Consider the following 22,835-nt stretch of genomic DNA (forward strand, 5'->3'; position numbering starts at 1 on the left):
CCCTGATCGCCGACGGCGCGGAATCCTTCCACCGCGTCCTGACCGACCCCCGCGACGGCGCGCCGCTGGAAATCGGCCGGACCAACTACCGCCTCCCAAAGGCCATGCGCCAGTGGCTCCGGCTCCGCGACGGCCGGTGCCCCTTCCCGGGCTGCAACAACCCGTCCCTGGACAACGAAGCCGACCACCTCCTGGCCTGGGCCGACGGAGGCACCACCGGCATCAACAACCTCGGACAGCCATGCCGCAAGCACCACGGCCTCAAACACGGCTCCGGATGGACCCCCTCCGGTGCCAGCAAAGACAAACCGCCCGGCTGGACCTCCCCGTCAGGCCGGTACTATCCCAGCGAACAGCAGGACTGGGAACCACCCGACTGGCCACCCCACCTCCTACGCGCTGGCGAAGGCCTAGACGAAGGCCCGCCCGCGGGCGACGGACCGGGCCAGGGCCAAAGCCTGCCCCCGGATCCAGGAGCTTATCCGGACCCGGATCCCGAACTGGCCCTGACGGCACATCCAGGTTGGAATCCCGAACTGGACCTGCCCGCGCACCCCGGCTGGGATACCGATCTGGACCCGCCGCCGGATCCAGGCCGGGACCCCAACCTGGAACTGCCCCCGGACCCCTTCCCTGACTGGTACCTATTCACGGCCGCACACGCCTGGCCCGCCACTGATTCGGACCGTGAATTTCCTGTCGCAGACATGGAGGATCCGCCATGGCCAGCACCTCTCGACCCAGACCCCCTCGACTACCCCTACCCCGAAGACCTACCGCTGCTTTCTGGATGATCGGCTACGAGCCTGCAGGCTGGGGGTCGGCGGCATCGGACGCGGCCGGCACAGCGTCAGACGGGACCGGCTCGGCGTCAGCACGGACGCCGGCGTCAGTGGTCTCCGGGACGGCGTCCCGGTGCCGGGCCGCGAGGACTTCCTGGAGCCAGTAGTACGAGGCCTTCTTGGTGCGCTCCTGGGTTTTGCGGTCCACGTGCAGCAGACCGAATTGCTGCTTGTAGCCGCCCGACCATTCGAAATTGTCCATCAGTGACCACACGTAGTACCCGCGAAGCTCGACCGACTCTGCAGCGCCCCCGGGTGACGTCGCTTCGATGGCGGTAGCAATATGGTCCGCCAAGTAACGCACGCGGCGTTCGTCCGGGATGATCAGCCCGCCGCCCGGGTTCCGGATCTCGAGGTCTTCGAAGCTCGCCCCGCCCTCGGTGATGTAGACCGGCGGAAGGTTCGGGTAGCGCTCAGCCATTTCCGCGAGCGCGACGGACATGTACTCCGGTTTGATGGGCCAGCCGTAAGCGGTGGTCTCGGTGTCCGGGAACGAGACAATGTGGAACGGGGAGCCGGGTGCGGTGCCGCTCAGGTCATCGCCCATAGCCTCGGCCATCCCCTTGGGCACGGCGCCGTCGCCCGGGCCGGACGCCACACGCGTTGGCATGTAGTAGTTGAGCCCGTAGAAGTCCAGCGGCTGCGAGATCAGCTTCATGTCTTCGCTGGACGGGCTGAAGGAGGAGAAGAAGGTGGCGGCCCGGATGGCGTCAGGGTACTTGCCGAGCAGGACGGGGTCCGCGTAGAGCCGGTTCTGCGCCATGTCCATGAGACCGGCGCTGAGCTTGTCGAGGGGGTTGATCGAGGCCGGCACCATCGGCGAATAGACATTCGTGATACCGATGTCGCCCGGCACATTGGCGGCCCGGAGCGCCTGCAGCGACAATCCGTGGCCCAGCAGTTGGTGATGGACGCTGGGCAGGGCCTTCAGCATGAGCGCTTCACCCGGCGCGTGCATCCCCAGCATGTAGCCGTTGGTGCTGACCGTGGCGGGTTCATTGACCGTCACCCAGCGGGTCACCCGGTCTCCATACGCGGCCGCCGCGATCGCGGCAAACTCCCCCAGCCGGTAGGCCGTGTCCCGGTTCATCCAGCCGCCGGCCTCATCCAGCTCCAGCGGCGTGTCCCAGTGATACAGCGTTGCCATCGGTGCAATTCCGTTGGCCAGCAGCAGGTCGATCAACCGGTCGTAGAAGTCAAGGCCCGCGGGATTGACCGGCCCGCTGCCGCCGGGTTGGATGCGTGACCAGGACAGGGAGAACCGGTAGGAGTCGACCCCGAGTTCTTTCATCAGGGCCACGTCTTCGGGCATCCGGTGGTAGTGGTCGCACGCAATTGCGGGGCTGTGGTCCCCCACGATCGCACCGGGCCTGGCGGCGAAGTGGTCCCAGCCCGAGGGGCCGCGTCCGTCCTCATCCAGGGCACCTTCGATCTGGAAGGCTGCAGTGGCCACGCCGAGGGTGAAACGCGGCGGCAGCAGGGCGGCCAGGTCCTTGGCTGATGCTTTCATCAGTGGATTCCCCTATGTAGTTTCGGGCAGTTGACTGATTTTAGGCCGCGGCGCACCCCCGCGCCACGACCGGCGTCCGCGTGCCCGGGCCGCCCCGCTGGCCGGAACAGCTCCCGCGGAACCTCAGTACGCCGCTGCCTCAGGCCCGAACAGGAATTCCTTGGCGTGCGCCACGGCCTTTTTGAACGCGTCGTTCCGCAACGCCAGGAGCTGTTCGGTCTCGTCCGCGGAAGGCTCCAGATAACTCGTGTACCCCGGCCGCAGCACCCAAATATCCCCGGACGGCGGCAGGTAAAAGACACCGAAAGAGCGGTGCTGGCTGTCATCAACGGTCCAGATCGGGACCACCGCGAGCGCAGCCCCGGTGTCGATGTTGATCCACTGGGCCCGCGGAAGCGGCGCTTCGTGGGCCTCCGGGTCAAGGAACGGGGCTGTGCCCTTGCCCCAACGCGCCTCGAAACGCTCGTGGAAGACCGGCATCAGATGCGAATCGTAGCGGCGCCATGTGGTCATGGCCGCCCTCCTTCTATAGTGCCCATGGTGCTCCTTGACCGGGTGCCGGCGGCCCGGTCACTTGTGCTCCTTGACCGGGTGCCGGCGGCCCGGTCACTTGTGCTCCTTGACCCGGTGCCGGCGGCCCGATCACTTGGGGTTCTCGGCTCACTTGGGGTTCTTGGTCAGGTCCCGGCGGCCGGATCACAGCGGACCGCGCTCCCACCGCACCGGGGTAACCCGCAGGACCGGGCGCTCCAGCCGGTGGTGGCGCACCGGAACCTCCCGGCCTCCGGGGGTAGTGCGGTCGGCCTCGGCAGACGCTGCCGCTGCCGCTGCCGCTGCCGCTGCCGCCGGATCATACTCCGCCCTGGATCTGGGATCCCGCAGGACCGCGAAGGACTCCAGGATGCGCCTCGCTTCATCGCCGTTGTTGTTCCCGGGACCGGTTCCGGCAGGGGCGGCCGCTTCGACGTCGGGGTGGCGGAGGCGCATCAGCGCCCGAAAGGCGTGCTGGATCTCGGCCGTCGTCGCATCCGGCGTCACGTGCAAGGCAGCGTAGTAGCCACGGGGGTCGCGATTCATCAATTCACCGCCCTCCGGACGGACCGGGCGAGGACCAGATGGTGCCGGCTGCTGCCGGCGCCCTCTGGTCCCCGCGCTAATCGACGGCTCGACGGTGTGCGTCCGCCGCCGCAGCTACTTCCCGATCTCGTGCATCTTGTCCTGTGTGTGCGTGATTTCAATCTTCCGCGGCTTGGCCTGCTCCAGCACCGGAATGCGGAGCGTCAGGACGCCGTCGGCGTAGGTCGCCTTGACCTTCTCGGTGTCCAGGGTGTCGCCCAGGATGAGCTGGCGGCTGAAGACACCGCGTGGCCGCTCCGAGGCAATCAGCTCAACGTTGGGCTGGGTCGGATCGCGCCGTTCAGCCCGGACGGTCAGGACGTTGCGCTCAATGTCGAGGTCCACCGAGTCAACGTTGACGCCCGGCAGATCGAAGGCGACGACGAATTCGCCGTCTTCCTGCCATGCGTCCATCGGCATGGCAGCGGGCCGTGCCGCCGTTCCGAAAACCTGCTGGGTCAGCCGGTCCAGTTCACGGAACGGGTCCGTACGCATCAACATCATTTCTCACTCCTTCATGCGAGAGTTCTATCCTTTGATGTATCCAGCCAACCGAATTATCTGTGGTGGTGGATATAGATTTTTTATAACACCGGTGCGACACTGATGCAAGAGGAAAAGTTTTGGCACGCCGGAACCGGCGGCTGGAGACTGCAAAGGAGCACCGTGACGGAACGTGGACCGGAGCTGGGCGTATACGCGATCTCCGTGGTGGCGCAATTGGTCGGGACCGGGCAGCAGAACATCAGGCTCTATGAGCGGAAGGGTCTGCTGACGCCGGACCGCACCGCCGGGGGCACGCGGCAGTACAGCAACGCGGACCTGGCGGTACTGCGGCGGATCAGCGAACTGCTGGAGGAGGGGCTGAACCTTGCCGGGGTGGCCAAAGTGCTGGAGCTGGAGGCGGTCAACGCCCGGCTGCAGGGCGAGCTGAACCGCCTCCGCTCCCGCCGGAGCTAGCGGTCCGGCGTCGCTGTGCGCCTATTGCGTCCGGGGCTTCCGGCCCCGGCGAGGCGGTGGGATTCCTCGAGGAGTTCGGCCAGTTCCCCGGTACCGATCCGGTCCAGACGGACCAGCACGAGCTGCGGTGAACGCTCGTGGTGCGGGGTCCAGAAGAACGTGTCCGGGTCCGTTCCGGCGAGGGCTTCGCGTTCCTCGGTCTTGACCGTGAGCACCCCGTCTTCCCAGATCCGGGCCATCAGCGTGGCCGCGAACCAGGCCGGCTGGCCCCAGCTGGGCCGTTCGACCACGCCCGGCAGGGCCAGGGCGGCACGGCGGACATCGTCTTCGGTGGCCATGGCCCCACTGTGCCACCGGCGTCCGGGGCGGGACAAGAGGCAGCGTCGGGGAGTTAGGGCTGGCTGGTGTCGGCCTTCGAGAGCGTTCCGGTGATCTGCTCACCGCGGATGCGGGCGGTCCGCCAGGTGTCCAGAGCGATCACGCCGCCGAGGATCACAAACGAGATGGACAGGGAGGCCAGCGCGTCGGTCAGCCAGTGGTAGCCCAGGTAGAGCCGGCTCACCGCGGCGAAGAAGATCCCGACGCCGGCCAGCAGGAAGCCAGCGACGGCGGCCATCCGGTTGTGCCGGCGGGAGAAGATAAGGAAGGCGCTGACCAGCAGGAAGTCGCAGGCGCCCAGGACATGGCCGGACGGGAAGGAGAAGGTGTAGTCCGCGCCGAAGAGCATCAGGTCCACGGGCGGGCGCTGGCGCCCGATCGTGCGTCCGATGATCTGGGCAAGGATCACGCCGGTGAGCATGGCGCCGGCCAGGAGCATCGGCCGCCAGGCGTGCTTGGCCAGCAGGCCCCAGGCAACCGTCACCACGAGGATGATGATCGGCAGGGCAACGGGTCCGAAAACGATCGCGAGGATGATCATGCTCGTCGTCAGCGGTTCGGAGCGGAGGGTCAGGAGCCAGGAACGGACCGGTTCGTCGCCCGCCGTGAGGCCGCCCTGCTGGAGGACACCGGCAAGGATCGAGAAGAACAGCACCGCGCCAAGAATCATGAGGCCGACGGCGATCCGGTACAGGTTCTTCCGGTCCCCCTCGCCCATGTAGCGTTCCTCCACGACGAACTTGTCGTGGAACACCCGCCACCGGCCGGGCGATTTCCCGGTAGTTTCCTCTGCCATTCCCGTCTCCGCTTCTGCGCCGTGTAGTCACTTCCTTCGTGAAGAATATCCCGGTTCCGGTACCGCAGGGGCTGGCGGTTCACCGGCCGCCGCCGTGGCGCGCCCCCGGTAGCCTGAAGCCATGGGCGTTATGAATGAACTGATCAACCCGGGCGTGGTCCGCTCGCTGGAGCGGATCCTCGCCGCGGCTGCACCGGGACACAGCTTGACCCGGCTCGCGGCAACGGCCGGAGCGCTCGACGAACTGACCCTGCGGGAACGCACCGACCTCCTGAGCCGCGCCCTGCTGGCTGACCTGCCGGGAAACTACTCCGGTGCCGCAGCCATCTTCCGGCGGGCGCTGGATGATCCCGACTTCGCCGGCTGGATGATCTGGCCCGTGACCGAGACGGCGGCCACCCTCGCCCTGGCCCGCAAGGAAACCGGCGATTTCGAGGACTGCCTGGCGCTCCTCGCCGAGCTGACGCCGCGGCTCACCGCGGAATTCGCAATCCGGCGTCTCCTCGCGGCCGACCTGGACCGGGCACTGGCCGTCATCGTGGGCTGGACCTCCCATCCGGACTGGCAGGTCCGCCGGCTCGCCAGCGAGGGCACCCGGGCCTACCTGCCGTGGGCGATCCGTGTCCCGGAGATCACGGACCGGCCCGCCGCGACCCTGCCGATCCTCGATGCCCTGTACCGGGACCCGGTGGAAGATGTCCGGCGCTCGGTGGCCAACCATCTCAACGACCTGGCCCGCCACGCCCCCGACGAGGTGGTCGCCACGGCGGCCCGTTGGCTAGCCGCCCCGGACGCGAACACGCCCAGGGTGGTCCGGCACGGGCTGCGGACCCTGCTCAAGAAGGCCCACCCCGGCGCGCTGGAGCTGCTGGGGTTCCCGCCGGCGTCGCTCGCGGTGACGCCGCCCCGGCTGGACCGCACCGTCGTCGAGCTTCCCGGAGAGCTTGCCTTCGATTTCGAAGTGTCCAACATCGGGCCCGCGGAGGCCCGGCTCGCCGTCGACTACGTGGTGCACTATGCCAAGGCGAACGGGACCCGCGCGGAGAAGGTTTTCAAGCTCGGAACGTCCGTCCTCGGACCCGGCGAATCCCGGAGATTCTCGAAGCGCCATGCTTTCCGCCAGATGACGACGCGGCGCCATCATCCGGGGGAGCATGTACTGGAACTGCAGGTCAACGGCGTGCGGTACGCGCCGACCGAATTCTTGGTGCGGACCGACACCGATGTGGGCCGGGACGGTGATTTGACGGGCCGACAAATATGACGTTATTGTCGCTTCAATCATTGGGGCCGACGAGTAAAACCCAAGAAGGACAGAGCGATGACCACAGCAACCGAGTGCATTGAGATCCAGGTCGACAGCCGTCAGGTTCTTGACGAACGGCTTGACGACGCCGTCCGCGGGCTCCAGCAGATCGCCATGGAAACCGGGACGCAGGGCATCCTGCTCACCCGGCACAAGGCCGGCCACTATACGGCGGCGCTGTCCGATCAGGTGCCCTTCGGCATGACGCGGGAGCTCATCAACTGAACCCGGCAGAGCCTAGGTGACTGACGTAGGCGTCTGACTGCCGTGCAAAAAAGCCAGGTCCCGGGCGGCGGAGCATCGACTCCCGCCCGGGACCTTTTTGGTGCCAACCCGCCTTGGCAGGAACTGTCAGGACGGGACCGTCACCAGTCGTGGACCGTTCCGTCGACGAGGCGGTTGTAGGGCAGGTAGGCCTGCTGGTAGGGGTAGCTGTTGGCGGCTTCCTCGTTGAATTCCACCCCGATGCCGGGCGCCTCGCCGGGGTGCAGGTAGCCGTCGACGAACGTCATGGACTGCTCGAACACCGTGTTCGTCGCATCCGAGTGCGGCATGTATTCCTGGATCCCGTAGTTGTGGATCGCCAGGCCCACGTGCAGCTGCGCGGCGAACCCGACCGGGGAAATGTCCGTCGGTCCGTGGAAGCCGGACTTGATCTGGTACTGCGCGGCGTAGTCCATCACCTTCTTCAGCGGCGAGATCCCGCCGAAGTGCGTCGACGCGGCCCGGACATAGTCGATCAGCTGTTCCTTGATCAGGGCCTGGAAGTCATAGACGGTGTTGAAGATCTCCCCGATCGCCAGCGGGGTCGTGGTGTGCTGGCGGACCAGGCGCAGCGCCTCCTGGTTCTCCGCCGGGGTGCAGTCCTCGAGCCAGAACAGGTCGTAGGGTTCCAGCGCCTTGCCCAGCTTCGCGGCCTGGATCGGGGTCATCCGGTGGTGCCCGTCATGAAGCAGCGGCAGCTCCGGGCCGAACTCGTTCCGCACCGCCTCAAACACCGAAGGCAGGTGCCGCAGGTACGCCCGGGTGTCCCAGTCCTCCTCCGCCGGGAACGCCCCGCGGCCGGCCGGCTCATAGTCGTAGCGCTCCCCGGAGGCCTGGGCCTGCGCCGCGACCCCGTACACGGCCTTGATCCCGGGCACCGCGGTCTGGATCCGCACCGACTTGTAGCCCAGTTCCAGGTGCTCCCGGACCGAATCGAACAGCGAGGGAAGGTCCGCGCCGGAGGCGTGGCCGTAGGCCCGCAGCCCGTTCCGCGACGCCCCGCCGAGGAGCTGGTAGACCGGCATCCCGGCCATCTTGCCCTTGATGTCCCACAACGCCATATCCACCGCCGCGATCGCGGCCATCGTCACCGGACCCCGCCGCCAGTACGAGGACCGGTACAGGAACTGCCACGTGTCCTCGATCCGCTGCGGATCCTTCCCGATCAGCAACTGCGCAACGTGTTCCTTCAAATACGCCGCCACCGCAAGCTCACGCCCGTTCAGCGTCGCATCCCCGATCCCGGTCACCCCGTCCTCGGTGGTGATCCGCAGGGTCACGAAGTTACGGGACGGACTGGTCACAAAGACTTCCGCAGCAATGATTTTCACTTTTGGTCCAGGCTTTCCGTGTTGGGTCTAAATTCAGTCAAAGTTCGGTCAAGACGGCCCAGGGAGGCCGCGGGCAGTGGGTCCGTCGGACGGGGCCCTAGCGCTGGGTGGTTCCGCTGGGCGTGGCCCCGAGGAGGGCGAGCTCGCCCCGGCGGGGCAGGCCTTCCCAGTCCCCGGCGGTACTGACGGCGAAGGCTCCCGCGAGGGCGCCGCGCTGCAGCCGGCCGGCGACGTCCTCGCCGTCGAGCAGGGCCGAGAGGTAGCCGGCCGTGAAGGCATCGCCGGCGCCGACGGTGTCGATGCTGGTGACCGGCACGGCGGGGGTTTCCCACCGGCCGGAGGCGGTGTGGACGCCGGCGCCGGCCGCGCCGCGCTTGACCACAACTTCCCGGACCCCCCGGTCCAGGAGTTCGGCGGCCATGGCCGTTTCGGCGTCGTCGGCCGGGCCCGCCCCGGCAGAGCCGGCGCCGCCGGCAGCGCCGCCGGCGGCGACCAGGCTGAGTTCGTCGTCGGAAGCGATCAGGATGCTGGCGTGCCGGGCCAGCGGGGTGAGGACGGCCCGCGCCTCCTCCCGGGACCAGAGCTTGCTGCGGTAGTTGACGTCGAGGGAAACCTCCAGGCCCTCGCCGGCCGCGCGGGCGGCCGCGTACTCGACGGCCCGCCGCGCCTCCTGGCTGAGGGCTGCGGTGATCCCGGTGAGGTGCAGGACGCGGGCGCCGTTCCGGAAGGCCCGGTCGACGTCGTCCCGGTCCAGGGTGGATCCGGCGGAACCGGCGCGGTAGTAGAAGGCGCGGGTGACATCGGCGGTGCGCTGCTCGAGGAACATCACGCCGGTGCCGCGGCCGGCATCCTCACGGTGGTGCACCGCGATACCCTCGCCGCGCAGCTGCCGCAGGATGAACTCGCCATGCGGGTCGGCGCCCACGACTCCGGCCCAGCCCACCCGGTGGCCGAGCCGTGCGACGCCGACGGCCACGTTCGACTCCGCCCCGGCCACATGCATGCCCAGGGAGCCGCCGGCGGACAGCGGCCCGGCGGACCGCAGCGAGACCATCGATTCCCCGAAGGTCAGGAGCTCAGGAATCCCCGGGACGGGAAGCACAGGGTCGGGAGTCACTGCCGGCGCTCCGCGGCGAGCCGGCGGTCGAAGTCCGCGGCGAGCGCCACGAACCCGCGGGCGCGCTCCCGCACCGGATCCAGGTCGCCGCCGGAGCCGGCGTCCCCGAAGAGCGGGCCGCCCAGGCCGACGGCGACGGCCCCCGCCTGCCAGTAACCGGTCGCCTCATCGAGCCCGACGCCGCCGACGGCGATGAAGGGGATCCCGGGGAACGGGTCGCGCAGCGCCTTGAGGTACCCCGGCCCGCCGATGGACGCGGGGAAGAGCTTGACCGCGGTGGCGCCGCGGGTCATGGCCTCGTAGGCCTCGGTGGGCGTCAGCGCCCCGGCCAGGACCGGGATGCCGCGGACCGCGGAGGCCTCGATCGATTCGGCCAGCGCCGGCGTGACCATGAACTGGCCGCCGGCCTCGGCCACGTGCTCGACGTCCTGCGCGGTCAGCACGGTCCCGGCCCCGACGAAACAGCCGGCCGGGGCGGCCGCGCGGACGTCGCGGATCGCCGCGAGGGCATCGGGGGTGGTCAGCGCGATTTCGACGTAGCGGAAACCCTCCTCCATCGCCGCGAGGGCCGCCTTCGCGGCGGCGCCGCCGTCGGTGCCGCGCACAATGGCGACCAGCCGGGTCTCCCGGATTCCGGCCAGCAGGGCCTCCGGTGTCAGGTCTGTGGTCAGCTGGTCGGTCATGTCATTCACCATTCTGCGAAGGCTCCGTCGGGGTGCCGCCAGACGGGCCCGCGCCAGGCGTGGCCGCGCTTGTCCGCGGCGCGGACCACGGCCTCGTCGATTTCGATGCCGAGACCCGGGCCGGTCAGGCGTTCGATGTGGCCGTCCACGAACTTCAGCGGGGACTTGTCCACCACGTAGTCCAGGACTTCGGCGCCCTGGTTGTAGTGGATGCCGATGCTTTGCTCCTGGATCAGGAAGTTCGGCGTCGCGAAGCCGACCTGCAGGCAGGCGGCCAGGGCCAGGGGTCCCAGCGGGCAGTGCGGGGCGAGCTGGACCTCGTAGATTTCGGCCAGCGAGGCGATCTTGCGGACCTCGGTGATGCCGCCGGCGTGCGAGAGGTCCGGCTGGGCCACGGCGATGCCGGCCTGCAGCGCGGGCAGGAATTCCTGCCGGCTGTAGAGCCGCTCGCCGGTGGAGACCGGCGTCGTGGTGGAGGAGGTGAATTCGCGCAGCAGGTGGGTGTTTTCCGGGACCACGGGTTCTTCCAGGAAGAGGGGCCGGTACGGTTCCAGCAGCGGCGCCACCCGCCGGGCGTTGGCCAGGCTGAAGCGGCCGTGGAAGTCGACCGCGACGTCGCGGTGGTCCCCGAGGACCTCGCGGGCGGCGGCGACGCGGCGGACGACGCCGTCGAGCTCCGCCACGGTGCCGAGGGGGCTCATCCGGCCGCTGGCGTTCATCTTGACGGCGGTGAGTCCGACCTCGAGCTGCGCGCTGATCTGGTCGGCGACCTCGTTGGGCTCATCCCCGCCCACCCAGCCGTACATCCGGATCCGGTCCCGGACGTGGCCGCCCAGGAGCTGGTGCACGGGGGTGTTGAAGTGCTTGCCGGCGATGTCCCAGAGGGCCTGGTCGAGCCCGGACACGGCGCTGGCCAGGATGGGCCCGCCGCGGTAGAAGGAGCCCTTGGTCATCACCTGCCAGTGGTCCTCGATCCGGAGCGCATCGTTGCCGATGAGCAGCTCGGAGAGCTGGTCGACGGCGGTGCGGACCGTTTCGCTGCGGCCCTCGCAGCTGGCCTCGCCCCAGCCGACGATGCCGCTGTCGGTCTCGACCCGGACGAAGAGCCAGCGCGGGGCGACGAGGAAGGTTTCAATCCTGCTGATCAGTGTCATCGGTGGCCTAGCCCTTGGTCGCGCCGGCGGTCATGCCGGAGACGATGTACTTCTGCGTGAAGAGCGCAATGATCATGATCGGGATGGTGACCACGGTGGCGGCCGCCATCAGTCCGCCCCAGTCGATGCTGGCGTAGGAGACGAAGTCGAAGATCGCGACCGGGAGGGTCTTGGTCTTGGAGCCGGAGAGGACCAGGGCGAACATGAAGTTGTTCCACGAGAAGATGAAGGACAGGATGCCCGCGGTGGCCATGCCGGCCACGGAGAGCGGCAGGGTGATCCGGCGGAAGGCGCCGATCGGGGTGAGCCCGTCCACCTGCGCGGACTCCTCCAGCTCCAGCGGCAGCGAGTCGAAGTAGCTCATCATGATGTAGACGATCAGCGGCAGCGAGACGAACATGTGGCTGAGGATCAGCACCTCGAAGCCGCCCACCATCTTCAGGTTGGAGAAGACGTAGTACCAGGGCACCAGCAGGGAGACACCCGGGATGACACGCGCCATAAGGACCACGAGGGCCGAGCGGTGCATGGTGAAGCGGCTCATCGCGTAGGCCGCCGGCACGCCGAGGACCAGGGACAGCGCCGTGGAGACGAAGGCGACCCAGAAGCTGTTGAGGATGAAGACGAAGTAGTTGTTGCGCTGCAGCACGTTCGCGTAGTTCTCGCCCGTGGGGGTGAAGAAGAACGATTTGCCGGAGTCGTAGATGTCCACGTTGGTCTTCAAGGATGCCAGCAGCATCCAGAACAGCGGGGCCACCAGGAAGATGACGACGGCGATCAGCGCGGCGACGCGGAACGCCTTGTAGGCGCGGACGCCGAGCGGCTTGCGGCGGCGCGGGGCCGGCGCGGGCCGGCCGGCGGCGGTCCGGGGTTCGGTGTTTTCGGTGTTTTCTGTGTTTTCGGTGTTTCCTGTGTCTTCTATCAGGCCGGTCATTTGCTTACCGCTTTCTTGCGCATGGTCAGCAGCCACATGGAGCCGATGATGATCATGAAGAACAGGATCAGCACCGCGGAGGACAGCCCGTACTGGTTGTAGTCGAAGCTCAGGCCGTAGGCGTAGACGTTGAGGGTCTCCACCTCGTGGAAGGATCCGCCGCCCTTGCCCTTGGTGGCGTAGAGGATGTCGAAGGTCTTGAGGGCATCGATGCCGCGGAGCAGGATGGCCACGATCACGGTGGGCATCATGAGCGGCAGCGTGATGAGGAAGAAGCGCTGGAAGGCGTTGGCGCCGTCCATCCGGGCCGCCTCGTCGGGCTCCTCGGACAGCGAGGTCAGGCCGGCGAGCAGGATCAGCACCACCATCGGGGTCCACTGCCAGACGTCCATGAAGATCGTGGTGCCCAGCGCGGTGTCCTGGCCGGAGAGCCACGGCTGCGGCGGGATGCCGACCATGCCGAGCAGCTGGTTGACGAAGCCGATGTTCGGGTCGAAGATCAGCCGCCACATCATACCCACGGCCACCGGGGTAGCGACGAGCGGCAGGAGGATGGCCACGCGGACCCACTTCTCGCCGCGGAACGGGCGCCACAGCAGCAGCGCGATGCACATGCCCAGCACGACCTCGCAGACCAGGGCGACGCCGGTGAAGGTCAGCGTGCGCCCGACGGCGGGCCAGAAGCGTTCCCCGTCGGACAGGACCGTGAGGTAGTTTTCCAGGCCGACGAACTCGGAGGCGGCCCGGACGGAGCCCTGCGAATCGGTCAGGCTCAGGTACAGGGTCCAGGCCAGCGGGAAGATGATCAGCACGCCGACGAAGATCATCGCGGGGGCGGCGAACAGCCACTTGCGGTGCCGGTTGGCCCAGGCGGAGAAGTTCTCACGGGCGCCGGGGGCGCGGCCAGCGTTGCGGCCGGACGGCGGCTCGGACTGCGCGCTGCGGGGAGGGGTCAATACAGACATGGTTCACCTAAGGAGTCGGGGGTGAAGTGAAGAGCTGGCCGGGCGGGGCGACGGTCGGGCCGCCGCCCCACCGGGCGGTTGAGTACTCAGGCGCAGGATGCGCCGGGCGTGCTACTTCTTTTCGCTGTCCAGGAACTTCTGGAAGGCCTCGTGGGCCGCGTCGGCGGCGGAGGAAGCGTCCTCGCCGGTGATGGTGGCAACGATCGGGGCACCCACGATTTCGCGGGCCTTGCCGACCGTGACAACCTCGGGACGGTCGTGGCCGACGCCGTTTTTGGCGCTGGCGGCGATGGCCTCGGCCAGGTCCGCCGGGTAGGTGGAGGTGCCGGCGGGGTCAGACCAGACGGAGGCGCGGGGTCCGGGGACTCCGGCCTTCTGGGCTTCCAGAGTGCGTTCCTTGCTGGTGGCCCACTGGATGAACTTCCAGGCGTTGTCCTGGTTGCCGGAGGCCTCGTTGACGGCCAGGCCCCACGACGGGATGTTGTACGGCTTGGAACCGGCCGGACCGGCGGGCAGGGCGGCGAAGCCGACGGTGTCGGCGACCTTGGACTTGGCCGGGTCGGTGGCGTTCTTGTAGAGCGAGTCGGCCTCGGTGTAGAAGGCGGCCTTGCCCTGGGTGAAGATTGCCATCGCCTCGGGCCAGCTCATGTCGGTGCTGACGTTCGCCGGGCCGTAGTTCCGGATCAGGCCGCCGTAGTAGGCGTAGGCCTCCTTGGCCGCGTCGGAGTTGACGGCGGACTTGCCGCTGGCATCCGTGAAGTCGCCGCCGAAGCTGTAGAGGAAGCTGGAGAACTGGGTGACGGCGGCGGACTTGCCGGTGCGGGCCACGAAGCCTGCGGTGTCCGGCGAGGATTCCTTGATGGCCTTGGCTGCCGCTTCGAGCTCTTCCATGGTCTTGGGAACCTCGAGGCCGGCGGCCTTCAGCAGGTCCTTGCGGTAGTAGAGCACCTCGCGCTCGGTGATGATCGGGACGCCGACCACCTTGCCGTCAGCCGTGGTGGCCTTGACCGGGCCCTCCTGGTAGTCCTTCCAGTCCCAGCCGGAATCCGAGGACACCTTGGACGTCAGGTCGGCGAGGTAGCCGTTCTTGGCGAAGGCTTTGCCTTCCTGCAGCGGGCGGTACATCATGACGTCGATCTCGTCGCTGCCGGCGTTGAGCTTGACGTTGTACTGATCCGAGAGCTGGTCTTCGCCGAGCTGGGTCAGTTCGACCTTCAGTCCGCTGGACTTCTCGAACTCCGGGATGGCGGCCTTGATGCCTTCGGTCCAGACGTGGTTCGCGAGGGTGACCCGGACGGTGCCGGCCTCTTTGGCATCGCTGCTGCCGCTGGCGCCGCCGCAGGCGGTGAGGCCAAGCGACAGTACCGCGGCGACCGCCGCGTACTGCATGATCGAACGTCGCTTCATTACGACTCCCTTGGTTCATTAAGGGGCTGGGCACACTGTCCAGCCGGCCGCAAATGCATCTTTACATCTGCTCTGGAAGCGATCTTAGATAAATAAAGCAGACTTAAACAACCCCTTGCGCCCCACACGTATGATTTATTTATGAAAACCCCAAAGGCGGAGTCCGCAGCCGACCTGCATTCGGTGCTGGTCGACAACCTGGGACTCGCCATTGCCGAGGGGACCCTCGCGCCGGACTCGATCCTGCGCCTGGATGAACTTGAGGCCCGGCACGGGGTGTCCCGCTCGGTGGTCCGGGAGGCCACGCGGGTGCTTTCCTCCAAGGGCATGCTGGAATCACGACGCCGGCTCGGCACGGTGGTGCAGCCGGAGGAGTCCTGGAACGCCTACGACCCGCAGGTGATCCGCTGGCGGCTCGCCTCCTCCAAGCGGCTCGAGCAGCTGCAGGCGCTCAACGAACTCCGCGGCGCGATCGAACCGCAGGCGGCCCGCCTCGCCGCCGAGCGCGCCTCCTTGGACGCCGGCAGCGATATCGTCTCCCAGGCCGCGCGGCTCTGGGCGGCGGGCCAGCGCGGGGAGCACGACGAATTCCTCCAGCTGGACATCCGATTCCACGCCGCCGTGCTCAAGGCCTCCGGGAATCCCATGTTTGCCCAGCTGCACAACCTCGTCACCGAGGTACTGACCGGGCGCACCGAGCACGGCCTGATGCCGCACCTGCCGGACCACGAGGCACTCCAGCTGCACGTGGACGTGGCCAGCGCCATCCAGCGCGGCGAGGCGAACGCGGCACACGCCGCGATGAGCCGGATCGTGGAGCAGTCCACCGAGGAGATGGGCGACATCTGGTCCCGCCACCAGCGTCCCGCCGCGCCCGACACACAACGCGGGGTCACATCGCGCCCATCCCCGGCGGTGGAATAGGCGCGATGTGACCCCGCGGTGTGGTGTTAGCGGCCGCCGGTGATCTTCCGGCTCCGCTGCTCCTGGGCCATGGGCCCATAGGGGTAGGCCCCGACGCGCGGCCGGCTCACCTCGCTCAGCCGCATCAGCTCCCCTTCGGTCAGCAGGAGGTCCGCGGCCGCCAGATTGTCGGCGAGCTGTTCGGTGCTGCGGGCGCCCAGGATCACCGAGCTCACGGCCGGCTGTTCCGCCAGCCAGGCCAGGGACACCTGGGCGGCGCTGGCCTGGTGCCGCCCGGCGATGTCATGCACCGCCTCCACGATCTCCCAGGTGCGGGGGTCCGCGTTCCTGGCCTTCCACGCCTCCATGCCACGCTCCGGGTTTTCGCCGAGCCGGGTGGCTCCGGCGGGCCGCTGGTCCCGCCGGTATTTCCCGGAGAGCCAGCCCCCGCCCAGCGGCGACCAGGGCAACAGGCCGATCCCGGCGTCGAGCGAGGCGGGAACGATCTCGGACTCGATCTCGCGGACCAGCAGGCTGTACTGCGGCTGCAGAGTCACGGGTCCGCTCCAGCCGTGGGCACGCGCCAGGTGGACGGCCTTCGTCAGCTGCCAGCCCAGGAAATTCGAGAAGCCGTAGTACGCGATTTTTCCGCTGCAGACGGCGTCGTGTAGGAACCGCAGGGATTCCTCCAGCGGCGTGATCGGATCCCAGGCGTGCAGCTGGTACAGGTCGATCTGCTCCACGCCGAGGCGGCGGAGCGAGTCATCCAGCGCGCGGTTCAGGTGCCGGCGGGAGGTGCCGACGTCGTTCGGGGCGGCGCCGGTCGGGAAGCGGCCCTTGGTGGCGAGCACCACGCGGTCCCGTGCCTCCGGGCGCGCGGCGAGCCAGCGGCCGATGATTTCCTCCGAGACCCCCGCGGCATAGACATCGGCGGTGTCGATGAAGTTGCCGCCCGCGGCGAGGTAGTCATCGAGGATGGCGTGGGACTGTTCCTCGGTGGCTTCGGCGCCGAAAGTCATGGTGCCCAGCGCGTAGCTGGAGACGACTGCGCCGCTGGTGCCCAGGGTGCGGTATTGCATGGGACTCCTCTTCAGTCTTCGGTGGGAGTGGTGCGCAGCGGGTGGTAGTTCCGCCAGCTGTGCTCGGGCGCGTAGCCCAGCAACCGTTTGGCCTTGTCGATCGAGAGCAGGGTTTCGTGCTCGCCGAGCTCCTTGACCACGGGCGTGTTGGGGAACACCTCGGCGGCGAGGCTGGCGCTGGAGCGGCTCATCACCGTGTCCGCGTTGGCGATGATGAAGGCCTCGAACCCCGGGGCGCCGTGCTCGAGGGCGCGGGCCACGGCCTGCGCGCCGTCACGGCCGTCGATGTAGCCCCAGAGGTTCCACTTGCGCAGCCTGGCGTCGGCGTCGAAGCCGGGGAACTCCTCATAGTCCTCCGGGTCCATCACGTTGGAGAAGCGCAGGCCGCTGATGCTCAGCTCCGGATCCCAGCGGGTGAGCTGGATCGCCATCTGTTCCTCGAGGTGCTTCACCAGGGAGTAGGTGCTTTCCGGCCGGGCCGGGTATTCCTCGTCCACCGGGATATAGGGAGGGTCGACGTCGAACGGCAGTCCCAGCACCGTCTCGCTGGACGCGTAGACAATCTTCTTGATCCCGGCGCGGCGGGCGGCCTGGAACACGTTGTAGGTGGCCTGCATGTTGTTCTCGAAGGTTGCAGCATCCGGGGCGTGGCCTGGTGCTGGGATCGCGGCCAGGTGCACCACCGCGTCGAACCCCGAGTGCCGGTCCTCGAGGCCCAGGAGCACGTCCACGACCTGGCCGTAGTCGCGCAGGTCCACCTCGGTAAAACCGCGCCCGCGCGTGCCGGTGCGGTCCAGGTTGGTGACGTCGTGCCCGTCCTCGCCCAGCCGCCGGACGACGCTCCGGCCCAGCTTCCCGCTTCCTCCAGTAACAGCAACTCTCATCAGTACTCCTCGCATCGTGGGTCGTGTGGGGCTTGTCCCACCCTAGAGGGGGCCGGGGACGGTGCACACCCCCTGGCCTGCCCGCCCGCAAAACTTGGCCCTGGGCAGGGTTCCCCGTCGGCGGCGGATCCGGGCTGCGGGCGACCCCGCGCGTGACTTTTGGCCCTAGGCGCGGCCGGGCTGACCGGTCAGGCTGGGGCCATGAACGCTGATCAGCGGATAGTCGTGGGCGTGGACGGTTCGGTTTTCTCGACGAAGGCACTCCGGCTCGCCGGGCGCATGGCGCGCAGCCTGGACGCTCCCCTGGAAGTCGTCACCTGCCTGGGCACCTCGGACCTCTTCCTGGCCTCGCACCTGCCAGAAGAGAGCACCCCCACCACCACCCAGCTGGAGGAGACAGCCAAACGGCTCGTCGACGAATCCCTGGAACGTGCCTTCGGCGGCGACGTCCCGGCAGGCCTGACCCGGACCGTAAAGTTTGGGCCGCCGGCCAAGGTCCTGGTCGAGGAGAGCCGGGATGCCCAGCTCCTGGTGGTCGGCCGGCGCGGCCGCGGCGGCTTCCTCGCCCAGATCATGGGATCCGTGAGCGGGGCCTGCGCGGCCCATGCCCACTGCCCCGTCCTGGTGGTTGGCGACGACGAGGAAAAACGCCAGGCCGCGGAATGAACCGCAGCCGGTGGCCGGTGCGGGCGCTCTGGATCCTCACGGGTGTGCTGACCGTCCCCGCGGCGGTGACGGGGCTGCTGTTCCCGGAGATCTACCGGGGCCTCGTGGCAGCGGAGCTCGTGCCCGGCGCGGTGTCCCAGGACCTGATGTCCGCCGTCGCCGGCGGCGCCCTGCCGGTCCTGGCCTTCGCCGACCGGCGGGGGCGCCCCAAGGTGCAGCTCATGGCGCTGGGAATCCTGGGCTACCTGTTCTACGCCTACGGCATCTACTCCATCGAGCGGACCTACAACGGCTTCTACCTCGTCTACCTGGCTGTCTTTGCCCTGTCCTTCTGGGGCATGGTCTACACGGCCCTGGAGCTCCGGGCGGACGGGCCCAGGCGGGCGCGGCTGCCGAAGGGCGTCCGGGTGCTGTCCGCCTCAGGCGCGCTCCTGCAGCCGCTCATCTTTTATCCGCTGTGGACTGCCATGCTGCTGCCGCTGATGCGGACGGGCGAGCAGATCGATTCGCTCTACTCCGTCTTCGTCCTTGACCTGTGCTTCATCATGCCGGCGTTCCTCATCCTCGCCGTCCTGACGTTCCGGGGCCGCTGGCCCGGGCTGGTGTTCATGCCCGCGCTGTATCTGCTCGGCTTCACACTGATCTTTTCCCTGGCCCTGGGGGAACTGTTCAAACCGCTGTTCGACGTCCCTGCGTCCGCGTTGTCCCTGTGGTCCTCGGTGCTGCTCTCGTCCTTGTTCCTGGTGCTGGGCGGGCTGCACCTCTGGAAGCTGGACCTGAATCCCGGCGGAGGCGCGGCGCGGCGCACCCGGACTCCCCCGCCCCAAGCAGCGGATGTCGACGCCCGCCCGGGTCCAGGCTCCGGCTCCGTCCCGGGCGCGGGCGCGGAAGGAAGCCGCATCCAATGAACCGGCCCCCTGCCTCCCTCCGGCTCCGCGGGCCGCTTGCCGCCCTGGCGGCGGCAGCGGCCGCCGCCAGTTACGTCCTCGCCGTCCGTCCCCGGATGCTGCACTGGGGTGCGACCGCCCAGGAGACCGCTGCCCCGCTTCCGGGCGACGAGCTCGTGCGGACTCCCCGGATGCAGAGCACACGGGCCGTCACCATCAACGCGCCGCCCGCGAGCGTCTGGCCCTGGCTGGTCCAGCTGGGGGCCGGACGCGGCGGAATGTACAGCTACGACCTGCTGGAGAACGCCGCAGGCCTCGGCATGCACAGCGCCGACCGGATCCTTCCCGAATACCAGCAGCTCGACGTCGGCGATGTCGTCCCGCTGGTGTCCAGGAACGGCCCGGACGTCGGGATTCCGGTCCGGCGCGTGGAGGCCGGTTCGGTGCTGGGTCTGGGCGGCACGATGGATCCGCGCACCGGGCAGATCAGGCCGTCCGGCGGTGCTCCCGCGGGGCCGCGGGTGGAGCTCGGCTGGACGTTTGTGCTGCAGCCAGTCAACGGGCGCAGCACGCGGCTGCTGTCCCGGACGCGCTACGACTATGCCCCGCTGCAGGTGGGCCTGATTCTCCGGCCAGTCCTGGAACCCCTGCAGTTCATTATGGAACGGCGCATGCTCCTGGGCATCAAGTCCCGGGCAGAAGGCCGTGGCCCGTAGCCGGGCGCCAGCCGGTCGGCCTGCGCCCTCCGTGACCTTGTGCCCTACGCCGGCTGCCGGCCCGGGAATAGCCTGAGAATTCAGGGGCGGAGCGCGTCCGCCGGGTTCCGGGAGGCAAACGGTGAAATCGGCACATACCAGCATCATCGCCGGCATCGCATTGATGGCGGCCGGAGTCCTGCTGCTGCTGGATCTGCTCGGGATCCTGGACAGCGCGGCAATCGTATGGCCGCTGATTTTCGCTGCGGTCGGGACCGCCTTCGTGGTCCTTTTCGTCCGCAGCCGCGACAACTGGTGGGCCGCCATCCCCGGCTCGGTGTTCTTGGGCCTCGCGGCGGTCATCCTGATCACCCAGCTCTGGCCTGGACCGGCGGCCTACGGGGCCGGCGCCTTCCTGTTCCTGTTCATGGCCGGAGGCTTCGGTGCGGTGTATGTGCGCGAACGCTCCAACTGGTGGGCGTTGATCCCCTGCGGGGTGATGCTGACGCTGGCACTAGTGGTGGCCCTCCCGCCGGCCTGGGAAGGCATGCCGGTTGCCGCCGTGCTGTTCCTGGGCCTGGCTGCCACGTTCGCGGTGCTTGCCCTGGTGCCCGTCCCGCCCGAACACCGCCCCGGCCAGCCTGCCGCCCTCGCCGGCCAGCCTGCCGCCGTCCCCCGCCAGCCTGGGGAAGCGGAACCGGCCAGGATGAAGTGGCCGCTGATTCCGGCCGCGGTCCTGGCCATGCTGGGGCTGATTTTCGCCGTGCAGGCCACGGCACTGCTCACCGCGAGCGAGTACTTCGTCCCGGTGCTCCTGGTCCTCGCCGGCGTGACGCTGCTGGTCTACGCCTACCGCCACCGCACCGGCGGCCACCACAAGGTGCATGGGGCCTGACGGATCAGCTGTCCCCGCCCAATTCTGCCATGGCCGCCCGCAGGCGCGTGCCGGCATCGTCCGCCACTTCGCGGACCGCGGGGTTACTGCTGAGCTGCACCATGGTCTGCGGGTCGATGGCCTGGACCGTCGTCGCGGTGGCGTCCGTTCCGCGGCGCACCACAACATTGCAGGGCAGGAGCGCCCCCATTTCCGGTTCAGCGGCGAGCGCCCGGCTCGCGAGCATCGGATTGCAGGCACGGAGGATGATGTAGTCCCCCAGTGCTTCCGCGGCGTCCTCGCCGAGTTTGGCGGCAAAGGTGGCGCGCACATCGATTTCCGAAAGGATCCCGAAGCCCTGGGTGGCGAGCGCGGCACGCATCTTGTCGACGGCGTCCTCCCAGCTCAGCGGGACGACGGCCGTGTACGTGTAGCTCATGCTGTTGCTCCTGGAATGGTCTTGGCCGGCAGGAGGTAGTCGACAAACCAGTCCCTGGCGAGGATGGCTGCCGCGGCCAGCGTACCCGGTTCCTCGAAGAGATGCGTGGCGCCCTGGACCACAGCCAGCTGGTTGGGGCAGCGCATCATGGACTTCGCCTTGCGGTTGAGCTCCAGCACCTCGTGGTCGTAGCTGCCCACGATGAGGAGGGTGGGCGCCCGGACGGCGCCCAGCCGGGGGCCCGCCAGGTCGGGGCGGCCGCCGCGGGAGACGACCGCGTCGATCCTGGCGGTTGGTTCGGAGGCGGCCCAGAGCGCGGCGCCGGCGCCGGTGCTGGCCCCGAAATAGCCGATCGTGCAGGCGGCCGTGACCTGGCTCGTGGCGAGCCAGTCGGTGGCCGCGGACAGCCGGCGGGCCAGCAGTTCGATGTCGAAGACGTTGGCCCGGTTCCGCTCCTCCGCCGGGGTGAGCAGGTCCAGCAGCAGGGTGCCGAGACCGGCCTGCTGGAGCACGCCGGCCACATACCGGTTCCGCGGGCTGTGCCGGCTGCTGCCACTGCCGTGCGCGAACAGCACCACGCCGAGGGCCGGGACCGGCAGGTGCAGCTGGCCCTGGAGCCGGACTCCGCGCGACGGGATCTCGACCTCCTCATCGAGCTCCGCGGCGTCCGGTGCGCTAAACGCGGCGGCCTTCCGGGACGCCGGCTGCGAGTTCTGCAGGCGCTTGGCCGCGGCATCGAGCAGCTGCACCACCTCGTCGTCTTCGGTGGGCGAGAAATCGCGGTAGTGGTAGCCGACCGCGGAGAACTGGTGCGGGGTGGCTAGGCAGACCAACTCGTCGGGCTCGGTCAGGCTCCTGAGGGTGTCGGCTGGGGCGACCGGGACGGCCAGGATAACTCTGGCGGCACCGAGCTTCCGGGCGATCCGGCAGGCGACCCGGGCGGTGGATCCGGTGGCGATCCCGTCGTCGACAATGACGGCGATGCGCCCGGTGAGGTCCTGCCGGGTCCGGCCCTTCCGGAACCGGACCACCCGGTTCTCCAGTACGGCGCGTTCATGGTCTTCGACGGCCTGCAGCTCGGCGTCACTGACCCGGGCATGGGCCAGGACATGTGATTCCAGCACGCGGGCGCCGCCCTCCCCGATTGCGCCCATGGCGAGCTCCGGCTGGTACGGAAGGCCAAGCTTCCGTACCACGATCACGTCCAGCGGCGCGTCCAGTGCGGCGGCGACTTCGAAGGCCACGGGGACTCCGCCGCGGGGCAGACCCAGGACCACGATGTCCTGACCCCGCAACTCCGCGAGCCGCCTTCCCAGCTGCCGGCCGGCGTCGACCCTGTCTTCGAAAATGGTCATCGGTATGGCTTTCCAATCGGGATGTCGGCCGTGACCTCATCCAGGCGTGCGCTCCGCAGGCTGGGAAATTGACCACTTGGCCGCTCTCTCCCACTATCTGTCAGGAGGTCCTGGGATGTGAGGGCCTTTGTGCCCGGATTGGCCGGCGCCCCCGCACGGTGCCCGGCAGCGCACTCCCCCGGGCCTCCGCGGCGCTCCGCCCGGACCCGGAAACAGGCGCCAGGTCCCGCCACAACAGGCCCGGCGGTGCGGGTTCCGGTCCGTGGCCGCGTGTGTCATTGGAAGCGGGA

Annotated in this window: 25 protein-coding genes and 1 pseudogene; 9 read left to right on the plus strand and 17 right to left on the minus strand. The window is 68.7% G+C overall.

Translation table 11 applies throughout. From position 1 onward, the window contains the following. Nucleotides 1-794 (plus strand): annotated as a pseudogene (locus tag J2W14_RS20735) (hypothetical protein); the annotation flags it as partial. A gap of 4 nt (nt 795-798) precedes the next feature. On the opposite strand, the gene J2W14_RS20740 reads toward J2W14_RS20735, so the two are convergent. From J2W14_RS20740 to J2W14_RS20755, 4 genes are all read right to left on the minus strand, one after another. Beyond that, nucleotides 799-2,352, minus strand: a complete 1,554-nt coding sequence (locus tag J2W14_RS20740; RefSeq protein ID WP_307466067.1) for a GH1 family beta-glucosidase — start codon at nt 2,350-2,352, stop codon at nt 799-801. A 123-nt stretch (nt 2,353-2,475) separates the two neighbouring features. Next, nucleotides 2,476-2,865: a hypothetical protein gene (locus J2W14_RS20745; RefSeq protein ID WP_307466068.1), complete on the minus strand. Its 390-nt coding sequence runs from the start codon at nt 2,863-2,865 to the stop codon at nt 2,476-2,478. A gap of 183 nt (nt 2,866-3,048) precedes the next feature. Continuing rightward, nucleotides 3,049-3,429 carry a J domain-containing protein gene (locus J2W14_RS20750; protein ID WP_307466070.1) on the minus strand — a complete coding sequence of 127 codons (381 nt, stop codon included), beginning with the start codon at nt 3,427-3,429 and terminating at the stop codon, nt 3,049-3,051. 114 nt (nt 3,430-3,543) lie between these two features. Then, a complete protein-coding gene (locus tag J2W14_RS20755; protein WP_307466144.1) occupies nt 3,544-3,969 on the minus strand; it encodes an Hsp20/alpha crystallin family protein in 426 nt (141 codons plus the stop codon). A gap of 165 nt (nt 3,970-4,134) precedes the next feature. Here J2W14_RS20755 and J2W14_RS20760 point away from each other — a divergent pair, with 165 nt between their 5' ends. Continuing rightward, on the plus strand, nt 4,135-4,428 hold the full coding sequence (locus tag J2W14_RS20760) for a MerR family transcriptional regulator (RefSeq protein WP_307466073.1): 294 nt from the start codon (nt 4,135-4,137) through the stop codon (nt 4,426-4,428). Here J2W14_RS20760 and J2W14_RS20765 read toward each other — a convergent pair. Both J2W14_RS20765 and J2W14_RS20770 read right to left on the minus strand, forming a co-directional pair. Next, on the minus strand, nt 4,425-4,766 hold the full coding sequence (locus J2W14_RS20765) for an MmcQ/YjbR family DNA-binding protein (RefSeq protein WP_307466075.1): 342 nt from the start codon (nt 4,764-4,766) through the stop codon (nt 4,425-4,427). The two genes, J2W14_RS20760 and J2W14_RS20765, sit on opposite strands and share 4 nt — an antisense overlap. Before the next feature lie 53 nt (nt 4,767-4,819). After that, nucleotides 4,820-5,602 (minus strand): phosphatase PAP2 family protein, encoded by a 783-nt coding sequence (locus J2W14_RS20770; RefSeq protein ID WP_307466078.1) that lies wholly within the window; start codon nt 5,600-5,602, stop codon nt 4,820-4,822. Between the two features lie 121 nt (nt 5,603-5,723). On the opposite strand from J2W14_RS20770, the gene J2W14_RS20775 reads away from it, so the two are divergent. Both J2W14_RS20775 and J2W14_RS20780 read left to right on the plus strand, forming a co-directional pair. Beyond that, complete coding sequence (locus tag J2W14_RS20775) at nt 5,724-6,866, plus strand: DNA alkylation repair protein (protein WP_307466080.1); 1,143 nt, start codon at nt 5,724-5,726, stop codon at nt 6,864-6,866. A 57-nt stretch (nt 6,867-6,923) separates the two neighbouring features. Beyond that, a complete protein-coding gene (locus tag J2W14_RS20780; protein ID WP_307466081.1) occupies nt 6,924-7,133 on the plus strand; it encodes a hypothetical protein in 210 nt (69 codons plus the stop codon). Between the two features lie 140 nt (nt 7,134-7,273). Here the strand turns inward: J2W14_RS20780 and manD are convergent, their stop codons facing one another. From manD to J2W14_RS20815, 7 genes are all read right to left on the minus strand, one after another. Next, nucleotides 7,274-8,503 carry a D-mannonate dehydratase ManD gene (gene manD, locus J2W14_RS20785; RefSeq protein ID WP_307466082.1) on the minus strand — a complete coding sequence of 410 codons (1,230 nt, stop codon included), beginning with the start codon at nt 8,501-8,503 and terminating at the stop codon, nt 7,274-7,276. 97 nt (nt 8,504-8,600) lie between these two features. After that, nucleotides 8,601-9,620: a sugar kinase gene (locus J2W14_RS20790; protein ID WP_307466085.1), complete on the minus strand. Its 1,020-nt coding sequence runs from the start codon at nt 9,618-9,620 to the stop codon at nt 8,601-8,603. Further along, the gene (locus J2W14_RS20795; RefSeq protein WP_307466087.1) at nt 9,617-10,303 is read right to left on the minus strand and encodes a bifunctional 4-hydroxy-2-oxoglutarate aldolase/2-dehydro-3-deoxy-phosphogluconate aldolase; all 687 of its coding nucleotides are present in this window, start codon (nt 10,301-10,303) and stop codon (nt 9,617-9,619) included. Before J2W14_RS20795 ends, J2W14_RS20790 begins: the two co-directional genes overlap by 4 nt. A gap of 5 nt (nt 10,304-10,308) precedes the next feature. Continuing rightward, the gene (dgoD, locus tag J2W14_RS20800) at nt 10,309-11,457 is read right to left on the minus strand and encodes a galactonate dehydratase (RefSeq protein ID WP_307466089.1); all 1,149 of its coding nucleotides are present in this window, start codon (nt 11,455-11,457) and stop codon (nt 10,309-10,311) included. Between the two features lie 7 nt (nt 11,458-11,464). Then, nucleotides 11,465-12,391, minus strand: coding sequence for a carbohydrate ABC transporter permease (locus J2W14_RS20805; protein ID WP_307466091.1), 927 nt, complete (start codon nt 12,389-12,391; stop codon nt 11,465-11,467). Continuing rightward, a complete protein-coding gene (locus J2W14_RS20810; RefSeq protein ID WP_307466093.1) occupies nt 12,388-13,356 on the minus strand; it encodes a carbohydrate ABC transporter permease in 969 nt (322 codons plus the stop codon). The genes J2W14_RS20805 and J2W14_RS20810 overlap by 4 nt, the downstream gene beginning before the upstream one ends. Before the next feature lie 111 nt (nt 13,357-13,467). Next, nucleotides 13,468-14,763, minus strand: coding sequence for an ABC transporter substrate-binding protein (locus J2W14_RS20815; RefSeq protein WP_307466095.1), 1,296 nt, complete (start codon nt 14,761-14,763; stop codon nt 13,468-13,470). Between the two features lie 141 nt (nt 14,764-14,904). Between J2W14_RS20815 and J2W14_RS20820 the strand changes: the two genes are divergently transcribed. Then, nucleotides 14,905-15,687 carry a FadR/GntR family transcriptional regulator gene (locus J2W14_RS20820; RefSeq protein ID WP_307466097.1) on the plus strand — a complete coding sequence of 261 codons (783 nt, stop codon included), beginning with the start codon at nt 14,905-14,907 and terminating at the stop codon, nt 15,685-15,687. Between the two features lie 26 nt (nt 15,688-15,713). Here the strand turns inward: J2W14_RS20820 and J2W14_RS20825 are convergent, their stop codons facing one another. Then, nucleotides 15,714-16,745 (minus strand): aldo/keto reductase, encoded by a 1,032-nt coding sequence (locus tag J2W14_RS20825; RefSeq protein ID WP_307466098.1) that lies wholly within the window; start codon nt 16,743-16,745, stop codon nt 15,714-15,716. An 11-nt stretch (nt 16,746-16,756) separates the two neighbouring features. Further along, complete coding sequence (locus J2W14_RS20830) at nt 16,757-17,629, minus strand: NAD-dependent epimerase/dehydratase family protein (RefSeq protein WP_307466099.1); 873 nt, start codon at nt 17,627-17,629, stop codon at nt 16,757-16,759. 201 nt (nt 17,630-17,830) lie between these two features. On the opposite strand from J2W14_RS20830, the gene J2W14_RS20835 reads away from it, so the two are divergent. The 4 genes from J2W14_RS20835 to J2W14_RS20850 all read left to right on the plus strand — a co-directional run bounded on the left by J2W14_RS20835 (nt 17,831) and on the right by J2W14_RS20850 (nt 20,772). Continuing rightward, entirely contained in the window at nt 17,831-18,295 is a 465-nt protein-coding gene (locus J2W14_RS20835) for a universal stress protein (protein ID WP_307466101.1), read from the plus strand. Continuing rightward, entirely contained in the window at nt 18,292-19,203 is a 912-nt protein-coding gene (locus J2W14_RS20840) for a hypothetical protein (protein ID WP_307466102.1), read from the plus strand. Before J2W14_RS20835 ends, J2W14_RS20840 begins: the two co-directional genes overlap by 4 nt. After that, nucleotides 19,200-19,898: an SRPBCC family protein gene (locus tag J2W14_RS20845; RefSeq protein ID WP_307466103.1), complete on the plus strand. Its 699-nt coding sequence runs from the start codon at nt 19,200-19,202 to the stop codon at nt 19,896-19,898. Before J2W14_RS20840 ends, J2W14_RS20845 begins: the two co-directional genes overlap by 4 nt. A gap of 121 nt (nt 19,899-20,019) precedes the next feature. After that, nucleotides 20,020-20,772: a hypothetical protein gene (locus J2W14_RS20850; protein ID WP_307466105.1), complete on the plus strand. Its 753-nt coding sequence runs from the start codon at nt 20,020-20,022 to the stop codon at nt 20,770-20,772. 4 nt (nt 20,773-20,776) lie between these two features. On the opposite strand, the gene J2W14_RS20855 is transcribed toward J2W14_RS20850, so the two are convergent. Both J2W14_RS20855 and J2W14_RS20860 read right to left on the minus strand, forming a co-directional pair. Beyond that, complete coding sequence (locus J2W14_RS20855) at nt 20,777-21,190, minus strand: DUF302 domain-containing protein (RefSeq protein WP_307466106.1); 414 nt, start codon at nt 21,188-21,190, stop codon at nt 20,777-20,779. Beyond that, complete coding sequence (locus J2W14_RS20860) at nt 21,187-22,545, minus strand: phosphoribosyltransferase (RefSeq protein ID WP_307466109.1); 1,359 nt, start codon at nt 22,543-22,545, stop codon at nt 21,187-21,189. The genes J2W14_RS20855 and J2W14_RS20860 overlap by 4 nt, the downstream gene beginning before the upstream one ends. Between the last annotated feature and the right edge of the window lie 290 nt (nt 22,546-22,835).

Origin of the sequence: Pseudarthrobacter oxydans (assembly GCF_030812335.1) — a bacterium.
Classification (GTDB): Bacteria; Actinomycetota; Actinomycetes; order Actinomycetales; family Micrococcaceae; genus Arthrobacter; species Arthrobacter oxydans_B.